This is a genomic window from Aeromicrobium sp. (assembly GCF_036675695.1).
GTDB lineage: Bacteria > Actinomycetota > Actinomycetes > Propionibacteriales > Nocardioidaceae > Aeromicrobium.
This window is the reverse complement of sequence record NZ_JAKFEL010000121.1, coordinates 1-19,159: the sequence shown is the minus strand read 5'-3', so window position 1 is coordinate 19,159 and position 19,159 is coordinate 1. Positions and strand designations below refer to the sequence as shown.

Sequence of the window (19,159 nt, the reverse complement as noted above, 5' to 3'; positions counted from 1 at the left end):
GGCTCAACCGTTGCCTCACCGAAGTGTGGCCGCGGGTCGCGGACTATAACCGCCGGTTCGGAATTACACCGACCCCGGAGCACGCGAGCGTTCAATACTGGTTGCTCGTGGTGAAAGTCTAGCCGTTGGCCGCATCTGACGGAGTGTGACGTTCGGCATGTGACCGCAGCGAGGCAATCATGGCGTTGGGATCGTCGGCGCCGAACACGGCTGACCCTGCGACAAACATGTCGGCGCCTGCCTCAGCGCACCGCTCAATCGTTTCGAGCGACACTCCCCCGTCGACCTGAAGCCAGATGTCGCCGCCGTGCTTGTCTATCAGCTCGCGAGCGCGTTTCACCTTCGGCAGGCAGGAGTCCATGAACGATTGACCGCCGAACCCTGGCTCGACCGTCATGATCAGGATCATGTCGATCTCCGGCAGCAACCCCTCGTACGGCTCCAGAGCCGTGTCGGGCTTGACCGCCATCGATGCGCGCGCGCCCTGCCCGCGGATGTTGCGGGCGAGCTGCAACGGATCGCGGGCCGCCTCGACGTGAAAGGTGATGCTCTTGGCGCCTGCCTCAGCAAAGGCCGGAGCCCATCGATCGGGGTCCTCGATCATCAGGTGGGCGTCGATCGGCTGCTTCGCGACCTTGGCGAGCGCTTCGATAACCGGTGCACCAAGCGTCAGGTTGGGCACGAAATGGTTGTCCATCACATCCATGTGGAGCCAATCGGCGCTGGAGATGCGAGCGGCTTCGGACTCGAGGTTGGCGAAGTCTGCCGCCAACATGCTCGGCGCGATCTGAATGCCCATGGTCAGACAGTATCGGTGCGTCTGAGAGTCACCATGAACATCGCGTCCGTGCCGTCGATGTGCGGCCACAGTTGACGCGATGCCTCGACCTCGACGTCCGTCCGAGCGGCGGTGATGGCGTCGACCACGCCCGTTGTCTCGGCCAGGTGAGGTGAGCAGGTCGCGTACACGACGACTCCCCCTGGGCGAACAAGATCGAGTGCACGATTGAGAAGCGCCATCTGGAGCGGCACGAGTGACTCGAGATCCTCGGGCACCCGGCGCCAACGTGATTCCGGGCGTCGTCGCAACGCACCCAGCCCGGTGCACGGCGCATCGACCAGCACGCGATCGAAGGATGCCGCGTCCCAAGGGCCATGCCGCCCGTCGAACGTCGTGACCTCGACATTGTCGAGCAGGTGGACACCCTGTCGTACGAGCTCAGCGCGGTGCTCCAACACTTCGTTGGCGACCAACGACACCCCACGCTGATCGGCGATCGCGCCAAGCAGCGCTGCCTTGCCTCCCGGTCCGGCGCACAGGTCGAGCCAACGCTCGTCGGATCCCTCGATGGGGGCATCAGCAAGGGTGATCGCGACGACCTGCGACCCCTCGTCCTGCACGCCGGCGCGACCGTCGCGCACCTGAGGGATGTCGCCGGGTGCTCCACCCTCGAGGATGCGCGCGTACGGAGAGAGCGTTCCGGGCGTACCGGGCAGGTCCTCGGGCTTGCACAGTCCAGGCCTGGCCACGAGAGTCACCCGCGGGGAGGCATTGTCTGCCGCGAGAAGCTTGTCGATCTGCGCCGCGTGTCCGCCAAGAGCTTCGGTGAGAGCCTTCACGATCCACAGGGGGTGCGAGGTACGGACCGCGCGGGCCTCGTCACCCTCCAGCCCTTCGGAGACCGTGTCGAGCCAGCCTTCGAGGTCCTTTTGCCCGATCTTGCGGAGCAGCGCGTTGGCGAAGTGCACCGGCTTGTGACCGATCTCCCGGCGTACGACGTCGACCGTCGTCGACACAGCGGCGTGCGGCGGTACGCGCATGCTGAGCAACTGGTGGGTGCCCAAGCGCAGAGCATCGAGCACCGGCGGATCGATCCCCGCGAGTCCCTTGCTGGCGACCGAGCCGATGATCGCGTCGTACGTGCCCTGGCGACGTACCGTTCCGTGCACCAGCTCGGTGGCGAACGCCGCATCGCGGCCCTCGATCGAGTGCTCCTTGAGCATGCTTGGAAGCACGAGGTTCACATAGGAGTCGCGTTCGGCCACGGCTCGAAGCACGTGAAACGCGACCATCCGTACGGGATCCGTCATGCGAAAGACGAATCGTCGGGCACGGAGGTTCCGCGCGCCCAGTCGGCAGCAGGCATCAGCTTCTTGCCGACAGGCTGGACGTCACCGAGGATCACGTCGGTCGTCGTGGTGCCGACCCTGATCTCGCGCTTGCTGATTCCGAGCTTGCCGGGCGTGAGCGTGCGGTCGTCCGCAATGCGAGGCGGCCCGACCTTGAGACGCTGGTCGGCGAACGTCGTCCAAGCGCCAGGTGCGGGAGTGCAACCGCGGATGTGCCGGTTGACCGCGAACGCAGGACGGTTCCAATCGATACGCCCGTCTTCGGTCGTGAGCTTGTGCGCGTACGAGATGTTCTCGTCCGGCTGCGGGATCGCCGAGATGTCGCCGTCCTCGATGTGATCGATCACGTCGACGAGCAGCTTGCTCCCCCAGTCGGCGAGGCGTCCGAGCAAGGTCTCGGCGGTGTCGTCGTCACGGATGAGCTCGGTGATCGTGCCGAGAGTCGGGCCGGCATCGAGCTCCTCCACGAGGCTGAACACCGTGGCACCAGTGACCTCATCGCCGGCCATGATCGCCCGCTGCACCGGCGCTGCACCACGCCAGGAGGGCAGGACCGAGAAGTGCAGGTTGACCCAGCCATACTCCGGTATGTCGAGCGCCTCGCGGCGGATCAGCGCACCGTAGGCCACGATCGGGATGCACGCCGGTTCGAGCTCGCGCAGACGCGCCATGAACTCTGGATCGGACGGCTTTGCGGGCTTGAGCACCTCGATGCCGTGCGCTTCCGCAGCAACGGCAACCGGCGAAGGCGTCAGCGTGCGCCCACGGCCGGCAGGCGCATCCGGCCGGGTGATAACGGCCACCACGTCGTGCCTGCTCTTGACGAGCGCTTCGAGGGTCGGCACCGCGGCCTCCGGCGTACCTGCAAACACGACTCTCACGGAGCGAGTCTAGGCGTGCGGCTAGAGCGACTGAGGGTCGACCTGAACGCGCAGTGCCGGTTGCTTCGCGGCGCTGCGTTCGGCAGCGGCAGCCTTGAGACCGGCGGCCAACTGTGAGCCTTCGCGGCGCGGTGCCCGCAGGATCAGTCGCTGCCCTGCCTGATCATCGCGAGGGTCGACGGGCACGGGTCCCAGCACCTCAGTGTTGGGCGTCCACGTGCGGCCAGCCAGCTCGGCGAGAACATCATCTGACGCATCGACCGTTGCCAGTCGGGCGGTCGGGGGCAGGTGCGTCTCGGCTCGGCTCGCCAGCTCACGGGCGGCGAACCCGGCCGGATCAGATCGTACGAGCGCCTGCAGCATGGTGGCGTCACCTACAGCGATCGCGATGGCACCCGGACCAGCCAGCGCGAGCGCATTGAACCAGCGGCGATGAGCTTCTTCCTCGACGCGGATGTCGTCACGACCTGTCATCAACCAGGTGTCCAGCAGCACGACGACGTCGAAGCCACCTTGCACGTGCGGCTCAGCACCGGGCGTGGCCAGCACGAGTACGCGCTCCGGCTCGACATCGTCGAGGATCGTGTCTCCACCCGACGTCACCACCGGAAGATCGGGAAATGCTCTAGCGAACTCCTCAGCGGTCCTGAGCTGGCCGACCACAGGAGCCCGTAGCTTGGTGCCACCGCAGTTGTCACACGACCAGCTGGGCACTTCTGTCGCACACCAGCGACAGGCAATCGGCGCCGACGCGGAGGTTTGGACGAGAGGCCCTTGGCAGGCAGTGCACCGCGCCGGGTGGCGGCAAGCCTGGCATGAGAGCGACTCACGATAGCCGCGGCGAGGCACCTGCATGAGAACGGCGCCCGTGGCCGCACGGACCGCACGGAAGACCTCTTGCGGAAGCCTGGCTGGCGCAGAACCTGCGACTGACCCATCCGTGACCTCGAGGCGAGGCCACGCGGTACGTCTCGCCGTCTGCCCAGCGACCAGTTCAGTGCACCAGCCGCTCTCGACGAGCGACTGTCCCTCGGCCGTACGGGCGTAGCCGCCGATCAACAGCGCTGACGATGATGCCGTGGCTCGGAGCAAGAGCACCTCGCGCGCGTGCGGGTAGGGGGCTCGAGGCTCGGCGTAGAGATCGTCGCCGTCGTCCCACATCGCCACGAGTCCGAGGTCATGCACCGGCGCGAAGGCTGCCGCCCGTGTACCGAGGACGACTTTCACCTGTCCCCGCGACACTGCGAGAAATGCGGCGTAGCGCGCTGCGGGTGTGGACGCCGCAGTCAGAACGACGTGGTGTCCCGCACCCAGCACCTCGGTGAACACGGCGTCCCAGCGCGCGACATCTCGTACGTCAGGCACGCAGACAATCGAGCCGCGACCGCTGTGCAAAGCCGCCAGAACAGCTTGGGCGACTGCCCGGGAGGGCTGCTGACCAGGCAGAGCGCCCCACCAGGCCCGCGGACTGTCTCCAGCACGGATCGAGCTCAGGAACTCTGGTCCATGCGTATGAGTCCGCCAGACGGCATCGTCGACGTCCGGCAGCTCCCCTGCCGCGGCTTCGCGTACGGAGGCCTCTGCTCGCGCATGGCGAGGCGGGATCGCCAGACGCAGCACGTCACCCAGCGTGCCGGCGTAGCGATCGGCGACGGCTTGAGCGAGCTCGAGGACGTCTCGTCGCAGGACGGGCTCGGAGGAGACGACCTTGGCGATGTACGCGAGCTTGCCCTCGTGCTCGGTGCCATCGACTCGATCAGTCACGAAACCATCGACGAGACGGCCCGCGAACCGAATCTTGACCCGGCAGCCGACCACGACCAGCTCATCCAGCGTGGTCGGCACGAGGTAGTCGAATGGCCGGTCGAGGTGTGAGAGCCCGGTGTCGACGGCCACCTGGGCAACCGAGAGATGCGGCGCCGCTTCGAGCGCAGGCTTGGCTTTGGCGACTCGTTTGCGTGGAGCGGTCGACTCCGGGACGAGAGCCAGCTGCTGCGGCTCCACCTGGTCACTCCCGTCGCCCGTCACGATGCAGTTCTACCAGCAGGTGCTGACGTTGAGCCGTCGTGGACAATTGGAGCGCATCCGCCACCGCGCAGCAGAGGAAGTCATGACCGAGAATCAGTACCTCGACCGCATCGCCGATGCCGGAGCGTTCATCGTGGCGGAGTCCGAGGCCCAGCTCTACGCGAGTCGTGGCGAAAGCGGGTTCACCAAGCTCAGCAAGGGCACCGGCAACACCGATATGTACACGGTCAACGGCACCGACAAGTACATCGCCCACATGATCGGGACGACGAGCTCGACCACGGGTCGGTTCACCTGGGCGTGGGGCTACCTGCCCGGCGAGGAGACCGGTCCCACGATCGTCCACGACATCCGAACGCAGGGCGAGAAGCTGGGCATCCCTGAGCTGGCCGAGGCCGACTTCGCGAGCGAGCCGCGCCTCATGCAGCGTGTGCTGCAGGCATCGGCAGCCATCTCCCGCGTCTACACGCCGGTCGTGTTCGAGACCGACAACGGCGACACGGGCTACTTCCTGATCGACGGGTTCCAGATGCCGCCTGCCACCATCGCCGACCTCCGTCAGACGATCGAGACCGTGATGGCCGGGCCCGGACGACCACGAGACGTACGCCGCGCGCTGCACCAGTACGCGGCCACTCGACGCATCGGGTTTGCCGAGCAGGACGATGCAGCATTCCTGCAGGCCGAGGACGGCACGCTGATCATCGGTCTCGACGGTCATGAGATCACCGGGCTGGGCGCCCAGGACGCAGAACAGCCCTCGCCGTAGCGAGGGCTGTTCAGATGAAGCTGAGCCTCAGGCTCCAGCAGCTGCCTTGAGCGCGTCGGCGCGGCTGGTGTCTTCCCACGGGAGGCCCGGACGACCGAAGTGGCCGTACGCGGCTGTCTGCGCGTAGATCGGACGGAGCAGGTCGAGGTCGCGAACGATCGCGCCGGGGCGCAGGTCGAACACCTCAAGGACTGCTTCGCGGATCTTGTCGACCGGGACAGTCTCGGTGCCGTAGGTGTCGACGTAGAAGCCAACCGGGGTCGAGACGCCGATCGCGTACGCGACCTGGACCTCGGCCTTGGTGGCGAGACCGGCAGCCACGATGGTCTTGGCAACCCAACGCATCGCGTAGGCAGCCGAGCGGTCAACCTTGCTCGGGTCCTTGCCAGAGAACGCGCCGCCACCGTGGCGGGCGTAGCCACCATAGGTGTCGACAATGATCTTGCGGCCCGTCAGGCCCGCGTCACCCATGGGGCCACCGATGACGAAGTTGCCGGTCGGGTTGATGTGCGCCTTGTAGTCCGACGAGTCGATGTCGTACTGGCCGAGCACCTCGTCGATGACGTGCTTCTGGATGTCAACGGCAAGCTGGGTCTCGAGGTCGATGCCGGCCTCGTGCTGCGAGGAGATGACGATCGCCTCGACGCGTACGGGATTGTCGTCATCGTCGTACTCGATGGTGACTTGGGTCTTGCCGTCGGGACGCAGGTAGGGCAGCGTGCCGTCCTTGCGCACGGCGGTCAGCTGCTCCGCGAGGCGGTGGGCGATCGTGATCGGCAGCGGCATGAGCTCGGGAGTCTCGTCGCACGCGTAACCGAACATCAGTCCCTGGTCACCTGCACCCTGAAGGTCGAGCGGGTCTGTGGCGCCGCCGACACGAGCTTCTTCGGCACGGTCGACGCCCTGGGCGATGTCGGGGCTCTGCGCGTCGAGAGTCACCTGCACGGCGCAGGTCTCTCCGTCGAATCCCTTGACCGATGAGTCGTAGCCGATCTCGATGACGCGATCGCGAGCGATGCGGGCGATGTCGACGTACGCCTCAGTCGTGACCTCGCCACCGACCAGCACGAGGCCGGTGGTCACGAAGGTTTCCGCGGCGACACGGCTCTTGGGGTCTTTGGCCAGCAACGCGTCAAGGATGCTGTCGCTGATCTGGTCGGCGATCTTGTCCGGGTGTCCCTCAGTGACGGACTCGGACGTGAACAAGCGGCTCAAGGTGCTTCTCCTGGGTTGAGGTCTGGCAGAGAGTCTAACGAGTGAATCGGTGGGGAGTTTCGCTCAGTCCATGCGTTGGACGACAGCGTCCAGTACCGCATGAGCCAAGTTGATCTTGGGGCCGAGCGGCACGTCGTCGACGGTGCCATCGGCACCGAGCAGAACGGCCTCGTTGTCCTCGGAACCGAACACTTTGCCGGCTCCCACGTCGTTGACGACGAGGAGGTCGCAACCCTTGCGAGCGAGCTTGGCGCGGGCGTGCTCGATCACCGAGGCGTTGGCGTCGCCAGTCTCGGCAGCAAAGCCGACAATGACGGGACGTTTGCTCGTACGTGCTGCAACCAGCTCAGCGAGTATGTCGGGGTTTTCGACCAGCTGGATCTCCGGAGCAACGCCGTCGGACGCCTTCTTGATCTTGGCGTCGACAAACTCAGCCGGTCGGAAGTCCGCTGGTGCCGCCGCCATGATCACGGCGTCGGCATCGACAGCTGCCTGGTGAACCTGCTGGCGGAGTTCTTCGGTGCTGACAACTCGTACGAGATCGACGCCAGCAGGATCCGGCAACGACACGTTGGCGGACACCACAGTCACCCGGGCACCACGGGCGACGGCTGCCTCGGCGAGGGCATAGCCCTGGCGGCCCGAGGAACGATTGCCGAGATAGCGGACCGGATCGAGGAATTCGCGGGTGCCACCGGCTGAGACGACAACATGCTTACCGACGAGGTCCTGGGCATGTGGCTCGAGGAGCTGTGTGGCGATCTGGAAAATCTGCTGTGGGTCAGGAAGTCGGCCCTTGCCGGTGTCAACGCCCGTGAGGCGGCCTACAGCGGGCTCGACGACGACGTGACCCCGCTCGCGGAGCGTTGCGACGTTGGCCGCGGTCGCGGCGTTCTCCCACATCTCGGTGTGCATTGCGGGGACGAACATCACCGGACACCGTGCCGTGAGCAGCGTGTTGGTCAGGAGATCGTCAGCGATGCCGTGGGCAGCCTTTGCAAGGATGTTGGCAGTTGCCGGTGCCACGACGACGAGATCGGCACCTTGGCCGATACGTACGTGTGCGACCTCGTCGACGTGCTCGAAGACTTCAGCTTGCACGGACTTGCCCGACAACGCCTCCCACGTGGCGGCACCCACGAACTTGAGTGACGAAACGGTGGGAACGACGCGAACGCTGTGGCCCGACTCTGTGAAAAGGCGCAGCAACTCAGCGGACTTGTAAGCCGCGATGCCACCCGACACACCAAGAACGATCTCGGCCATGCCTCTGCCTCCTAGCTGGAGCCCACGTTTCAGATGCCGCGGATCAAGCCTTTTCTGCTGCTGCGGCAGCTGCTGCTTCTGCTTCGGGATCGATGTCCTCGACGGTCAGCAGGTCAGCGTTGATCTCGCGGAGCGCGATCGACAGCGGCTTCTCCTGCACACCGGTCTCGAGCAGCGGGCCGACGTACTCGAGCAGGCCTTCGCCGAGCTGCGAGTAGTAAGCGTTGATCTGCCGGGCGCGCTTGGCGCTGTAAAGGACGAGCTTGTACTTGGAGTCGGCCTTCTCGAGCAGGTCGTCGAGCGGCGGGTTGGTGATGCCGATGGCGACGGAGCGTGTCGTGGACACAGAGAGCCTCACAGAAAAGTTCTAGGAATGGGGTCCGGCTGCTGCCGGATCAGAACAAGTCTACCAATTCCTGGCAGGCACTCTCGACATTGGTGTTGACGATCGTCACATCGAACTCGTTCTCGGCCTCGAGCTCAATACGCGCGGTCTCCAGACGCCGCTCACGTTCTTCTGCTCCCTCGGTCCCCCGCCCGACAAGACGACGTACGAGTTCTTCCCAGCTGGGTGGCTTGAGGAAGACCATCAGGGCGTCCGGCATGCGTTCGCGGACCTGTCGTGCGCCTTGCAGATCGATCTCGAGCAGCGCTGGTTGCCCGGCGGACAGCCGTTCCTCGACACGAGCCCTGGGAGTGCCGTAACGGGCGGCTCCATGCACTACGGCCCATTCGAGCAGACCGTCGTTGACGATCATCTCGTCGAATTCAGCCTCAGTGATGAAGTGGTAGTGCACGCCGTCGATCTCGCCCGGGCGCGGAGCCCGGGTCGTGACTGAGACGGAGATCCAGATTTCGGGGTGCGAGCTGCGTACGCAGGCTGCGATCGTGCCCTTTCCGACCGCGGTCGGACCCGCGAGCACGACGAGCCGTGATCGTTCGGGTGCGGCTTCAGCCACGGCCAGAGCGGTCTGCTCGTTCCTTGAACTCGGCAATCAGGGCAGAGATCTGGTTGTCTCCAAGGCCGCGCAGGCGTCGGTTCGCGGCGATGCCGACCCGGTCCATGATCTCCTGCGCTTTGACCTTGCCAACGCCCGGCATCGACTGCAGCAGGTCGATGACCTTGAGCTTGGCGATGAACTGGTTGGCCTTGGATTCCTGGATGACCTCGGTCAGGCTCGCGCCGGAATGCTTGAGCTTGTTCTTGATGTCTGCGCGCACCTTGCGGGCGATCGCAGCCTTCTCGAGTGCTGCTTGACGCTGTTCGGGCGTCAGAATTGGGAGTGCCATTTCGTCACCTCATCGCTAGACAAGTCACTTGAGTGTGATCTTGCATTCCTGCTTCACATTCTTCACAACTGCTGTTCTTTGCGCTGTCGTTGCATTGAACGCCTCATACGCGGTGTTGAGCTGCTTGAGCTGTGCTGCGCTGAGCTTCTTGACCTTTGCGGTAATGGTCATTTCCTCGAGCTTGAGGTCGACCGTCTTCTGAGCCGCGATGACACCCTTGGTGACATCGGCGAGAGTCGTCCAGTCCTTCTTGATCGTCTTGGGAGCGACCTTGGCGACTCCCTCGAGCACACTGGCATAACCGGCGTACGCCGCATCGGTTCGCTTCTCACCGAACGTGTTGAGTGACGCCTTGTCCTTGTCGACTGCATCGCAGTAGGCGCTTCCGCCGCCGCACCCCGAGAGCACCGAGGCGCAGACGAGGGTCGAGACCAGGAAGGCGGCGGTGCGTGTCATGCAAGGGCTCCTTGAGCGTACGTATCGGTGAGCCGGTGTCCCGGACTCTAGGAGCCTACAAGTTCAGAGTTCACCCGGGCGGCAGAACCGCGCAGTGCGGACACATCGGGTCCTTCGGCGAGAACTCCCCGGGACGTCGACGGAATCACGTTGTCGATGACCGAGCCGAACAGTCGTCGTATGTCGTCGACCGTTCCACCCTGCGCGCCGAAGCCCGGAACCAGCAGAGGGCCGTTGATCGCGAGGTCCTCTCCGACATCACCAATCGTCGCTCCGACGACTGCTCCGTAGGAGCCCATCGGCGTCTGGCCGGCATTCAGGGTTGCCAGCTGGCTCAGCATGCCGCCGGCAACGGTGACGTCACCGTTGAGCGCGTGCTGCACTTCCGGACCCTCCTTGTTGGAGGTCAGTGCGAGCACGAAGACACCTGCGTCATTGCGCTCGGCGACGTCGAAGAACGGTTGCAGTGAACCGAAGCCGAGGAACGGGCTCACGGTGATGGCATCGGCGGCCATCGGCGCGTCCTCGTCGAGGTATGCGTCGGCGTACGCGGCGGCTGTCGAGCCAATGTCGCCTCGCTTCACGTCGAGGATCACGAGACTGCCGGTGTGGCGAAGATCCTGGATCGTGCGCTCGAGGATGACGACACCTTGGGCGCCGAACCGCTCGAAGAATGCGGACTGCGGCTTGACGAAGCCGACGTGTCCGGCAAATGCCTCGACGCAGATGCTCGCAAAGCGGTCCAGACCTTCGACGGAGTCAGGCAGCTCCCACTCGGCAAGCAGCTCGGCGTGAGGATCGATACCTACACAGGCCGGACCGTACGCGGCCATGGCCGCCCGCGCGCGCGAGCCAAAACTCATTCTCGACCTGCCGTGACGATCTGGCCCCACTCCTGGAGCGAGGTGACGCCGATCTTGCCCTCGATCAGAGCCTCGATGCCCTGGACCGCAGCGGCGAGACCCTGGACCGTCGTGATGCACGGGATGCCCTCGGCAACGGCGGCCGTACGGATCTCGTAACCGTCGATGCGGGCATTGCCGCCAGCGGTGACGCCGTGTGGCGTGTTGATGATCAGCTGGACGTCTTGCTCGTGGATCTTCTCAACGATCGTCGACCGAGACTGGCCAGCCAGTGGGTCCTCGTGGAGTTTGCGGATCACCGTCGCCTGGACACCATTGCGGGCGAGGACGACTGCCGTTCCGCTGGTCGCGAGGATCTCGAATCCGAGGTCCGCAAGGCGCTTGATTGGGAAGACCATGTGCCTCTTGTCTCGGTTGGCAACTGAGACGAAGACCTTGCCAGATGTGGGGAGTCCGTTCTGGGCTCCGGCCTGCGACTTCGCGAATGCCGTGCCGAACGCGTGGTCCATGCCCATCACCTCGCCCGTCGAGCGCATCTCAGGGCCGAGGAGCGTGTCGACGTACTTGCCCTCGTAGGTACGGAACCGGTTGAACGGCATGACGGCTTCCTTGACCGCGATCGGTGCGGAATCGGGCATGTCTCCCCCGTCGCCGGTCGTAGGCAGCACACCAGCCTTGCGCAGGTCGGCGATCGACTCGCCCAGCATGAGCCGGGCTGCAGCCTTGGCGAGCGGAGTTGCCGTGGCCTTGGACACGAACGGGACCGTGCGCGACGCCCGCGGGTTGGCCTCGATCACGTAGAGGATGTCGGAGCTCAGCGCGAACTGGATGTTGATGAGCCCGCGTACGCCGACGCCCTTGGCGATGGCTTCGGTCGACTCGCGGATGCGCTGGATCTCCAGCCCGCCAAGCGTGATCGGCGGCAAGGCGCAGGCCGAGTCGCCGGAGTGCACGCCAGCCTCCTCGATGTGCTCCATGACGCCGCCGAGGAACAGCTCCTCGCCGTCGTACAGAGCGTCGACATCGATCTCGATCGCATCGTCGAGGAACCGGTCGACCAGCACCGGACGCTCAGGTGAGATCTCGGTGGCGCGATCGATGTAGTCCTTGAGGGTGCCCTCGTCGTACACGATCTCCATGCCGCGGCCGCCCAGAACGTACGACGGGCGTACGAGAACCGGATAGCCGATCTCGGCGGCAATCTTGCGGGCGTTGCTGAACGTGGTCGCCATGCCGTGCTTCGGAGCCGGAAGCCCTGCCTCGGCAAGCACCTTGCCGAATGCTCCACGCTCTTCGGCGAGGTCGATCGCCTTGGGCTGCGTGCCCACGATCGGCACACCAGCTGCCTCGAGTCCTGCCGCGAGTCCGAGCGGAGTCTGACCGCCGAGCTGGACGATGACGCCGGCAACTGGGCCAGCCTGCTGCTCAGCGTGGACGACCTCGAGCACGTCTTCGAGCGTCAACGGCTCGAAGTAGAGGCGGTCGGACGTGTCGTAGTCAGTCGAGACGGTCTCGGGGTTGCAGTTGACCATGATCGTCTCGTAACCGACCTCGGACAGCGCCATTGCAGCGTGGACGCAGGAGTAGTCGAACTCGATGCCCTGGCCGATGCGGTTGGGACCGCTGCCGAGGATCAGGACGGCTTCCTTGGTACGCGGCTCGACTTCGGTCTCTTCGTCATACGACGAGTAGTGGTACGGCGTCGTGGCCGCGAACTCAGCCGCACACGTGTCGACGGTCTTGTAGACCGGTCGCACACCGAGCGCATGCCGTACGCCGCGAACGACGTCCTCGCGCAATCCGCGGATCTTGCCGAGCTGGGCGTCCGAGAAGCCGTGACGCTTGGCCTTGCGCAACAGCGCGGGCGACAGCTCCTTGGCATCGATGAGCTCGACGGCGATCTCGTTGATCAGCGCGAGTTGGTCGACGAACCAGGGGTCGATCTTTGTCGCGTCGAAGATCTCCTGGGGTGTGGCTCCAGCACGGATCGCGTCCATGACCTGCTTGATGCGGCCGTCGTGCGGGATTGCGATCTCCTGAAGCAGCGCGGCCTTGTCGAGGTCGACCCACTTCTGGCTCCAGTCGAACACCGAATCGGGGCGCTCCAGCGAGCGCAGCGCCTTCTGCAGTGCTTCGGTGAAGTTGCGGCCGATCGCCATGGCCTCGCCTACTGACTTCATGTGCGTCGTCAGCGTGGCATCGGCGTTGGGGAATTTCTCGAACGCGAACCGCGGCACCTTGACGACGACATAGTCGAGCGTGGGCTCGAACGATGCCGGCGTGACCTGGGTGATGTCGTTGGGGATCTCGTCGAGCGTGTAGCCGATCGCGACCTTCGCGGCGATCTTGGCGATCGGGAACCCCGTCGCCTTCGACGCCAGCGCTGACGAGCGCGAGACACGCGGATTCATCTCAATCACGACGATGCGGCCGTCAACGGGGTTGACCGCGAACTGGATGTTGCAGCCGCCGGTGTCGACGCCGACCTCGCGGATGATGCCGATCGAGATGTCACGCAGACGCTGGTACTCGACGTCGGTCAGTGTCATGGCCGGTGCCACCGTGATCGAGTCGCCGGTGTGCACACCCATCGGGTCGAAGTTCTCGATCGAGCAGACGATCACCACGTTGTCGGCCGTGTCGCGCATGACCTCGAGCTCGTACTCCTTCCAGCCGAGAATCGACTCCTCCAGGAGCACTTCGGTGGTGGGGCTCAGCGCCAGGCCAGAGCCGGCGATGCGGTGCAGGTCTTCCTCGTTGTACGCCAGGCCGCTGCCAGAGCCGCCCATCGTGAACGAGGGACGTACGACGACGGGATAGCCGCCGAGTCCTTCGACGCCGGCGAGGCACTCATCCATCGTGTGACAGATGACGGAGTTGGCCGACTCTGCGCCCCACTCCTTGGGCAATGACTCCACGACCTTCTTGAAGGACTCGCGGTTCTCGCCCTTCTCGATCGCCTCGATCGATGCGCCGATGAGCTCGACGTTGTACTTCTTGAGCACACCTGACTCGTGCATCTGGATCGCGGCGTTGAGTGCGGTCTGGCCGCCCAGCGTTGCGAGGAGTGCGTCGGGGCGTTCCTTGGCGATGACCTTCTCGACGAACTCGGGCGTGATCGGCTCGATGTAGGTCGCGTCGGCGAACTCGGGATCCGTCATGATCGTCGCCGGGTTGGAGTTGACCAGGATGACGCGGATGCCCTCCTCGCGGAGGACGCGGCACGCCTGGGTGCCGGAGTAGTCGAACTCGCAGGCCTGACCGATGACGATCGGCCCGGAGCCGATGACCATGATCGACTTAATATCGTCGCGCTTCGGCATCAGCGACCGCCCATCAGCTCGGCGAAGCGGTCGAAGAGGTAGTCCGCATCGTGCGGACCGGCCGCGGCCTCGGGGTGGTACTGCACGCTGAATCCTGGCTGCTCGAGCAGGGCGAGTCCCTCAACGACCTGGTCGTTGAGTCCGACGTGGGTCACGCGTCCAGGACCGTACGACGTCTCGAACGTGCCCTCGATCGGCGCGTCGACGGCGAAGCCGTGGTTGTGACTCGTGATCTCGACCTTGCCGGTCGTGAGGTCCTGCACGGGCTGGTTGATGCCGCGATGACCGTACTTGAGCTTGTAGGTGCCGAGACCCAGCGCGCGACCGAAGATCTGGTTGCCGAAGCAGATGCCGAAGTACGGGATCTTGCGCTCAAGCAGCTGCTGAAGGAGCTCGACGCTCGAGTCAGCCGTCGCCGGGTCGCCGGGACCGTTCGACATGAAGACACCGTCAGGCTTGATCGCGAGGACGTCTTCGAGCGTCGCGTTCGAGGGCAGCACGTGCACCTCGATACCGCGCTCGGACATCCGGCGCGGGGTCATTCCCTTGATGCCGAGATCGAGCGCCGCAACGGTGAACTTCTTCTTGCCGATCGCCGGAACGACGTACGTCTCGTCGGTCGACACCTCGCCTGCAAGGTCAGCGCCCTCCATCGATGGCGCGGCCTTGACGGTGGCGAGCAGGGTTTCGACGTCTGTCGAATCTGAGCTGATGCCAGCGCGCATGGCACCGCGTTCGCGAAGGTGACGAGTAAGTGCGCGGGTGTCGACGCCACTGATACCAACGACACCCTGGGCTGCGAGTCGCTCGTCGAGCGTCGACTTGGCGCGCCAGTTGCTCGAGAGTCGGGCAGGGTCGCGTACGACATAGCCAGCGACCCAAAACGCCGACGACTCGTCGTCTTCGTCGTTGACGCCGGTGTTACCGATGTGCGGTGCCGTCATCGTCACGATCTGGCGGCGGTAGGACGGGTCAGAGAGCGTCTCCTGATAGCCGGTCATGCCGGTCGAGAACACGATCTCGCCGACGGTCTCGCCGACTGCGCCGTAGGACTCGCCGTGGAAGACGCGTCCGTCCTCAAGAACGAGGATTGCCTCAGTCATACGGTCACTACTTCCACGAGCGCGCGGTCATTGACAGTTGGTCGGCCTCGCAAGAATGTCGCGACCACCTCACCGGGCAACGTCAATCCTGCATACGGGTTGTTGCGCGAGAGCGATGCGGTGTTGCGGGCGTCGATCAGACGCGTGGCCCCGGGATCGACGAGCACGATGTTGGCCGGCTCCCCCACCTCGAGCGGACGGCCTTGGTTGCGGACGCGGCCGATCTCGGCCGGCTTGGTCGACATCTTCTCGGCAACCTGCGACCAGGTGAGCAGACCGGTGTCGACCATAGTCTGCTGCACGACCGACAGCGCGGTCTCAAGGCCGAGCATGCCGAAGGCGGCGGCGGACCACTCGCACTCCTTGTCCTCCATCGGATGCGGAGCGTGGTCGGTGGCGACGATGTCGATCGTGCCGTCGGCCAGACCCTCGCGTACGGCCTGCACGTCATCATCGGAGCGCAGTGGCGGGTTGACCTTGTAGATCGGGTCGTAGCTGCGTACGAGGTCGTCGGTCAGCAGCAGGTGGTGCGGAGTGACCTCGGCCGTGACGTTGATGCCGCGGCTCTTGGCCCAGCGCACGATCTCGACCGAGCCGCGCGTCGACAGGTGACACACGTGCAGGCGTGAACCGACGTGCTCGGCGAGCAGGACGTCGCGGGCGACGATCGCTTCCTCAGCAACTGCAGGCCAGCCGGTGAGCCCGAGCTCACCCGAGAGCGGGCCCTCGTTCATCTGCGCGCCCTCGGTGAGGCGGGGCTCCTGGGCGTGCTGGGCGATGACGCCGTCGAATGCCTTCACGTATTCGAGTGCGCGTCGCATGATCACGGCGTCCGAGACGCACTTGCCGTCGTCGGAGAACACCCGGACAGTTGCTGCACTGTCGGCCATGGCGCCGAGCTCGGCGAGCTGCTCGCCCTTGAGGCCGATCGTCACAGCGCCAACGGGCTGCACATCGCAGAAGCCGCCCTCGCGACCGAGTCGCCAGACCTGCTCGACGACGCCGGCTGTGTCGGCGACGGGATCGGTGTTGGCCATGGCGTGCACGCAGGTGAAGCCGCCCCGTGCGGCTGCCTTGGAGCCCGTCAGGACGGTTTCGGCATCCTCACGTCCGGGCTCGCGTACGTGGGTGTGCAGGTCGACCAGACCGGGCATCGCCACGAGTCCCTTCGCGTCGACTTCGGTGGCGCCGTTGACCGTGAGGTCCTTGCCGATCGCGGTGATGACACCGTCTTCGATCGCAATGTCAGCGACCTTGTCGCCGAGCACGTTGGCCTGGCGAATGACATACGAGCTCATGCGTCCTCTTCAATCGGGTCGAAAGTTTCGTCCTGGGCGGCGCCACCGAGCAGCAGGTAGAGCACCGCCATGCGTACGGCCACGCCGTTGGTGACCTGCTCGACGATCACCGAGCGGACATCGTCAGCGACGTCAGCGGTGATCTCCATGCCACGGTTCATCGGACCGGGGTGCATCACGATCGCGTGATCGGGCAGCCGGTTCATGCGCGGGGTGTCGAGCCCGTAGCGGCGGCTGTACTCGCGTGCGCTCGGGAAGAACGATGCCTTCATGCGCTCCTGCTGGACGCGCAGCATCATCACCGCGTCGGCCTTCTCGAGCGAGTTGTCGAGGTCGTACGACGTCTCGACCGGCCACTTCTCGACGCCGACTGGAAGCAACGTCGGCGGGGCGACGATCGTGACGTTGGCGCCGAGGGTGTCGAGCAGAAGCACATTGGAGCGGGCGACCCGGCTGTGCAGGACGTCGCCGACGATCGTGATGTTCTTGCCCTCGAGGTCACCCAGGTGGCGACGCATCGTGAACGCGTCGAGCAGCGCCTGAGTCGGGTGCTCGTGCGTCCCGTCACCGGCATTGATGACTGCACCCTTGGTCCACTTGGCGTGGGCCAGGCGGTGGGGAGCGCCAGAGTTGTGGTGGCGCACGACGACCGCGTCAGCGCCCATCGCCTGCAGCGTCAGCGCGGTGTCCTTGAGGCTCTCACCCTTGGAGACGCTCGAGCCCTTGGCGGAGAAGTTGATGACATCCGCGCTGAGGCGCTTGGCGGCAGCCTCGAACGAGATGCGCGTACGCGTGGAGTCCTCGAAGAACAGGTTGACCACGGTGCGTCCGCGCAACGTCGGCAACTTCTTGATCGGTCGGCTCGCGACGCCGAGGAGCTCCTCGGCGGTGTCGAGAATGCGTACGGCATCTTCGCGGTTGAGATCGCCGGCGCTCAGCAGGTGCTTGATCATGCAACGCCTCCTGTGATGGCAACCTGGTCGGCACCGTCGGTCTCGGCCAGTTGCACCTTGACGCTCTCGCTGAGCGACGTCGGCAGGTTCTTGCCGACAAAGTCTGCGCGGATCGGTAGCTCGCGGTGTCCGCGGTCGATCAGCACGGCGAGCTGTACGGCGCTGGGTCGGCCGATCTCGTTGAGTGCATCGAGCGCGGCGCGGATCGTACGGCCGGAGAACAGCACATCGTCGATCAGCACGACGACCTTGTCGTCGATGTCATCAGGGATCTCGGTGTGCTCCAGCGCACGAGCGGGTTTGAGCCGCAGGTCGTCGCGGAACATCGTGATGTCGAGGGCGCCTGCCGTGATCTCGCGGCCTTCGACCTCGGACATTCGCCTGGCGATGCGCCTCGCGAGATGGACTCCGCGGGTCGGGATGCCGAGCAGGACGATGCCGGTCGAGTCGCGGTTGCGCTCGAGGATCTCGTGCGTGATGCGAGTCAGTGCTCGCGAGATGTCCTTGTCGTCAAGGACCGTACGGTCGGGGGCGTGCGCGATGTCAGCACGTGCAGCGTCATCAGACGCGACCATGTCTGACCTCCTTCTCCGCCTCTCGGGACGGCCGTTAAAGGATGTCGGTATTTCGTCCGTAACCCTATCAGCCAAAACATGCGGCCTCGACAGGCTCGCACTACGTTGACGGGTACCTGCTGCAATGGCAGGCCTGGCTAGGAGGAACCATGAGAATCGGCTCGCTCGTGCTCGTCATCTGGCTGCTGATCGGTGTTGCTGCGGCATTCCAGCGTGACTACTTCAAGGACTCCACCGACACGTGCAACGAGGTCAGCGACACCGCGCTGACGATCGTCGCCGGACCACTCAACTACGTCGGAGTCGACCCCGACGTCGAATGCGAGGCACCGCAACCCTCGGAGTAGAACTCAGGCGGGAGGTTGCTGAGTCCGCCGGATCACGAAGACGCAAAGCCAGCAACCGCCGATTCCTGCTGCCAGCGTGATCAACCCGTAGGGCTTAGGCAAGATGTACGCCAGCCCAATCCCACCGAGCAACACCGCCATGCCCACGCCGCCGATGGTCTGCTTCTTGAGAGCTTCTTGCTCGTCGTAGCCTGCACCTGGAGCTGAAGCGGCCTCGACCAACGTTCGACGATGAGCTCGCCACTTGAATAGAAACGAAATTGCCGCCAGGACAATCACGACCGGCCAGACCCAGTCAGGGATCGAATCCCGAATCAAAGACATGCGGATCAGGCAGTCAGGGTGGGCTTGAGCTCGACGATCTTGCTCAGCAGCCCGTTGACGAAGGCCGACGACTCGTCGGTCGACAGGTCTGCCGCCAGAGCCACAGCCTCGCTCACGGCGACGGCGTCGGGGACGTCGTCGACGTAGAGGATCTCGTACGCACCGATACGCAGCAGGTTGCGGTCAACCGCCGGCATGCGGTCGAGCGTCCAGTCCTTCGCGTTCTCGGCGATGATCTCGTCGAGACGGTCACGGTGCAGCACGACGCCCTCGATCAGCGAGATCGCGTAGTCGTTGACCGGGTAGTCGGTCGAGTCGCGACGATCCGCCAGCGTGCC

20 protein-coding genes are annotated in these 19,159 nt (G+C 65.0%); 2 read left to right on the top strand and 18 right to left on the bottom strand.

Features of this window, described 5'->3' with window-relative positions:
- Nucleotides 1-118: 118 nt before the first annotated feature.
- Genes rpe through V6M39_RS07755 form a run of 4 tightly spaced genes read right to left on the bottom strand, consistent with a single transcriptional unit; the run spans nucleotide 119 to nucleotide 5,039 of the window.
- Nucleotides 119-799 (bottom strand): ribulose-phosphate 3-epimerase, encoded by a 681-nt coding sequence (gene rpe / locus V6M39_RS07770; RefSeq protein WP_332643242.1) that lies wholly within the window; start codon nucleotides 797-799, stop codon nucleotides 119-121.
- A gap of 2 nt (nucleotides 800-801) precedes the next feature.
- Complete coding sequence (locus tag V6M39_RS07765) at nucleotides 802-2,091, bottom strand: RsmB/NOP family class I SAM-dependent RNA methyltransferase (protein ID WP_332643241.1); 1,290 nt, start codon at nucleotides 2,089-2,091, stop codon at nucleotides 802-804.
- The gene (fmt, locus tag V6M39_RS07760; protein WP_332643240.1) at nucleotides 2,088-3,011 is read right to left on the bottom strand and encodes a methionyl-tRNA formyltransferase; all 924 of its coding nucleotides are present in this window, start codon (nucleotides 3,009-3,011) and stop codon (nucleotides 2,088-2,090) included. Before fmt ends, V6M39_RS07765 begins: the two co-directional genes overlap by 4 nt.
- A gap of 21 nt (nucleotides 3,012-3,032) precedes the next feature.
- On the bottom strand, nucleotides 3,033-5,039 hold the full coding sequence (locus tag V6M39_RS07755) for a primosomal protein N' (protein WP_332643239.1): 2,007 nt from the start codon (nucleotides 5,037-5,039) through the stop codon (nucleotides 3,033-3,035).
- 1 nt (nucleotide 5,040) lies between these two features.
- Between V6M39_RS07755 and V6M39_RS07750 the strand changes: the two genes are divergently transcribed.
- Nucleotides 5,041-5,808, top strand: coding sequence for a DUF6882 domain-containing protein (locus V6M39_RS07750; RefSeq protein ID WP_332643237.1), 768 nt, complete (start codon nucleotides 5,041-5,043; stop codon nucleotides 5,806-5,808).
- A gap of 27 nt (nucleotides 5,809-5,835) precedes the next feature.
- Here the strand turns inward: V6M39_RS07750 and metK are convergent, their stop codons facing one another.
- The 12 genes from metK to pyrR form a co-directional block, all read right to left on the bottom strand.
- Complete coding sequence (metK, locus tag V6M39_RS07745) at nucleotides 5,836-7,023, bottom strand: methionine adenosyltransferase (RefSeq protein ID WP_332643235.1); 1,188 nt, start codon at nucleotides 7,021-7,023, stop codon at nucleotides 5,836-5,838.
- A gap of 63 nt (nucleotides 7,024-7,086) precedes the next feature.
- Nucleotides 7,087-8,289 carry a bifunctional phosphopantothenoylcysteine decarboxylase/phosphopantothenate--cysteine ligase CoaBC gene (coaBC, locus tag V6M39_RS07740; protein WP_332643233.1) on the bottom strand — a complete coding sequence of 401 codons (1,203 nt, stop codon included), beginning with the start codon at nucleotides 8,287-8,289 and terminating at the stop codon, nucleotides 7,087-7,089.
- A gap of 43 nt (nucleotides 8,290-8,332) precedes the next feature.
- Complete coding sequence (gene rpoZ / locus V6M39_RS07735; RefSeq protein ID WP_332643231.1) at nucleotides 8,333-8,635, bottom strand: DNA-directed RNA polymerase subunit omega; 303 nt, start codon at nucleotides 8,633-8,635, stop codon at nucleotides 8,333-8,335.
- 49 nt (nucleotides 8,636-8,684) lie between these two features.
- Nucleotides 8,685-9,248 (bottom strand): guanylate kinase, encoded by a 564-nt coding sequence (gmk, locus tag V6M39_RS07730; RefSeq protein ID WP_332643229.1) that lies wholly within the window; start codon nucleotides 9,246-9,248, stop codon nucleotides 8,685-8,687.
- Complete coding sequence (mihF, locus tag V6M39_RS07725) at nucleotides 9,241-9,579, bottom strand: integration host factor, actinobacterial type (protein WP_332643228.1); 339 nt, start codon at nucleotides 9,577-9,579, stop codon at nucleotides 9,241-9,243. The genes gmk and mihF overlap by 8 nt, the downstream gene beginning before the upstream one ends.
- A 24-nt stretch (nucleotides 9,580-9,603) precedes the next feature.
- Nucleotides 9,604-10,035: a hypothetical protein gene (locus V6M39_RS07720; RefSeq protein ID WP_332643227.1), complete on the bottom strand. Its 432-nt coding sequence runs from the start codon at nucleotides 10,033-10,035 to the stop codon at nucleotides 9,604-9,606.
- A 47-nt stretch (nucleotides 10,036-10,082) separates the two neighbouring features.
- Entirely contained in the window at nucleotides 10,083-10,898 is an 816-nt protein-coding gene (gene pyrF, locus V6M39_RS07715) for an orotidine-5'-phosphate decarboxylase (protein ID WP_332643226.1), read from the bottom strand.
- Nucleotides 10,895-14,221 carry a carbamoyl-phosphate synthase large subunit gene (gene carB, locus V6M39_RS07710; RefSeq protein ID WP_332643225.1) on the bottom strand — a complete coding sequence of 1,109 codons (3,327 nt, stop codon included), beginning with the start codon at nucleotides 14,219-14,221 and terminating at the stop codon, nucleotides 10,895-10,897. The genes pyrF and carB overlap by 4 nt, the downstream gene beginning before the upstream one ends.
- Nucleotides 14,221-15,324 carry a glutamine-hydrolyzing carbamoyl-phosphate synthase small subunit gene (gene carA / locus V6M39_RS07705; RefSeq protein ID WP_332643223.1) on the bottom strand — a complete coding sequence of 368 codons (1,104 nt, stop codon included), beginning with the start codon at nucleotides 15,322-15,324 and terminating at the stop codon, nucleotides 14,221-14,223. The genes carB and carA overlap by 1 nt, the downstream gene beginning before the upstream one ends.
- A complete protein-coding gene (locus V6M39_RS07700) occupies nucleotides 15,321-16,622 on the bottom strand; it encodes a dihydroorotase (RefSeq protein ID WP_332643222.1) in 1,302 nt (433 codons plus the stop codon). Before V6M39_RS07700 ends, carA begins: the two co-directional genes overlap by 4 nt.
- Nucleotides 16,619-17,575: an aspartate carbamoyltransferase catalytic subunit gene (locus V6M39_RS07695; RefSeq protein WP_442880718.1), complete on the bottom strand. Its 957-nt coding sequence runs from the start codon at nucleotides 17,573-17,575 to the stop codon at nucleotides 16,619-16,621. Before V6M39_RS07695 ends, V6M39_RS07700 begins: the two co-directional genes overlap by 4 nt.
- On the bottom strand, nucleotides 17,572-18,150 hold the full coding sequence (pyrR, locus tag V6M39_RS07690; protein WP_332643221.1) for a bifunctional pyr operon transcriptional regulator/uracil phosphoribosyltransferase PyrR: 579 nt from the start codon (nucleotides 18,148-18,150) through the stop codon (nucleotides 17,572-17,574). The genes V6M39_RS07695 and pyrR overlap by 4 nt, the downstream gene beginning before the upstream one ends.
- A gap of 149 nt (nucleotides 18,151-18,299) precedes the next feature.
- On the opposite strand from pyrR, the gene V6M39_RS07685 reads away from it, so the two are divergent.
- Nucleotides 18,300-18,497: a hypothetical protein gene (locus V6M39_RS07685; RefSeq protein ID WP_332643220.1), complete on the top strand. Its 198-nt coding sequence runs from the start codon at nucleotides 18,300-18,302 to the stop codon at nucleotides 18,495-18,497.
- 3 nt (nucleotides 18,498-18,500) lie between these two features.
- On the opposite strand, the gene V6M39_RS07680 is transcribed toward V6M39_RS07685, so the two are convergent.
- Together V6M39_RS07680 and nusB are read right to left on the bottom strand one after the other, a co-directional pair.
- On the bottom strand, nucleotides 18,501-18,719 hold the full coding sequence (locus V6M39_RS07680; RefSeq protein WP_332643219.1) for a hypothetical protein: 219 nt from the start codon (nucleotides 18,717-18,719) through the stop codon (nucleotides 18,501-18,503).
- 107 nt (nucleotides 18,720-18,826) lie between these two features.
- Nucleotides 18,827-19,159, bottom strand: a 333-nt coding sequence (gene nusB, locus V6M39_RS07675) for a transcription antitermination factor NusB (RefSeq protein ID WP_332643218.1), incomplete at its 5' end; no start/stop codon positions are given.

Bases quoted from the DNA above. Each gene is read 5' to 3' on its own strand.
- pyrR (WP_332643221.1), bottom strand. From the start codon at position 18,150: ATGGTCGCGTCTGATGACGCTGCACGTGCTGACATCGCGCACGCCCCC.
- mihF (WP_332643228.1), bottom strand. From the start codon at position 9,579: ATGGCACTCCCAATTCTGACGCCCGAACAGCGTCAAGCAGCACTCGAG.
- V6M39_RS07750 (WP_332643237.1), top strand. From the start codon at position 5,041: ATGCAGTTCTACCAGCAGGTGCTGACGTTGAGCCGTCGTGGACAATTG.
- carA (WP_332643223.1), bottom strand. From the start codon at position 15,324: ATGACTGAGGCAATCCTCGTTCTTGAGGACGGACGCGTCTTCCACGGC.
- V6M39_RS07700 (WP_332643222.1), bottom strand. From the start codon at position 16,622: ATGAGCTCGTATGTCATTCGCCAGGCCAACGTGCTCGGCGACAAGGTC.
- V6M39_RS07685 (WP_332643220.1), top strand. From the start codon at position 18,300: ATGAGAATCGGCTCGCTCGTGCTCGTCATCTGGCTGCTGATCGGTGTT.
- carB (WP_332643225.1), bottom strand. From the start codon at position 14,221: ATGCCGAAGCGCGACGATATTAAGTCGATCATGGTCATCGGCTCCGGG.
- V6M39_RS07720 (WP_332643227.1), bottom strand. From the start codon at position 10,035: ATGACACGCACCGCCGCCTTCCTGGTCTCGACCCTCGTCTGCGCCTCG.
- V6M39_RS07765 (WP_332643241.1), bottom strand. From the start codon at position 2,091: ATGACGGATCCCGTACGGATGGTCGCGTTTCACGTGCTTCGAGCCGTG.
- pyrF (WP_332643226.1), bottom strand. From the start codon at position 10,898: ATGAGTTTTGGCTCGCGCGCGCGGGCGGCCATGGCCGCGTACGGTCCG.
- V6M39_RS07695 (WP_442880718.1), bottom strand. From the start codon at position 17,575: ATGATCAAGCACCTGCTGAGCGCCGGCGATCTCAACCGCGAAGATGCC.
- rpe (WP_332643242.1), bottom strand. From the start codon at position 799: ATGGGCATTCAGATCGCGCCGAGCATGTTGGCGGCAGACTTCGCCAAC.
- coaBC (WP_332643233.1), bottom strand. From the start codon at position 8,289: ATGGCCGAGATCGTTCTTGGTGTGTCGGGTGGCATCGCGGCTTACAAG.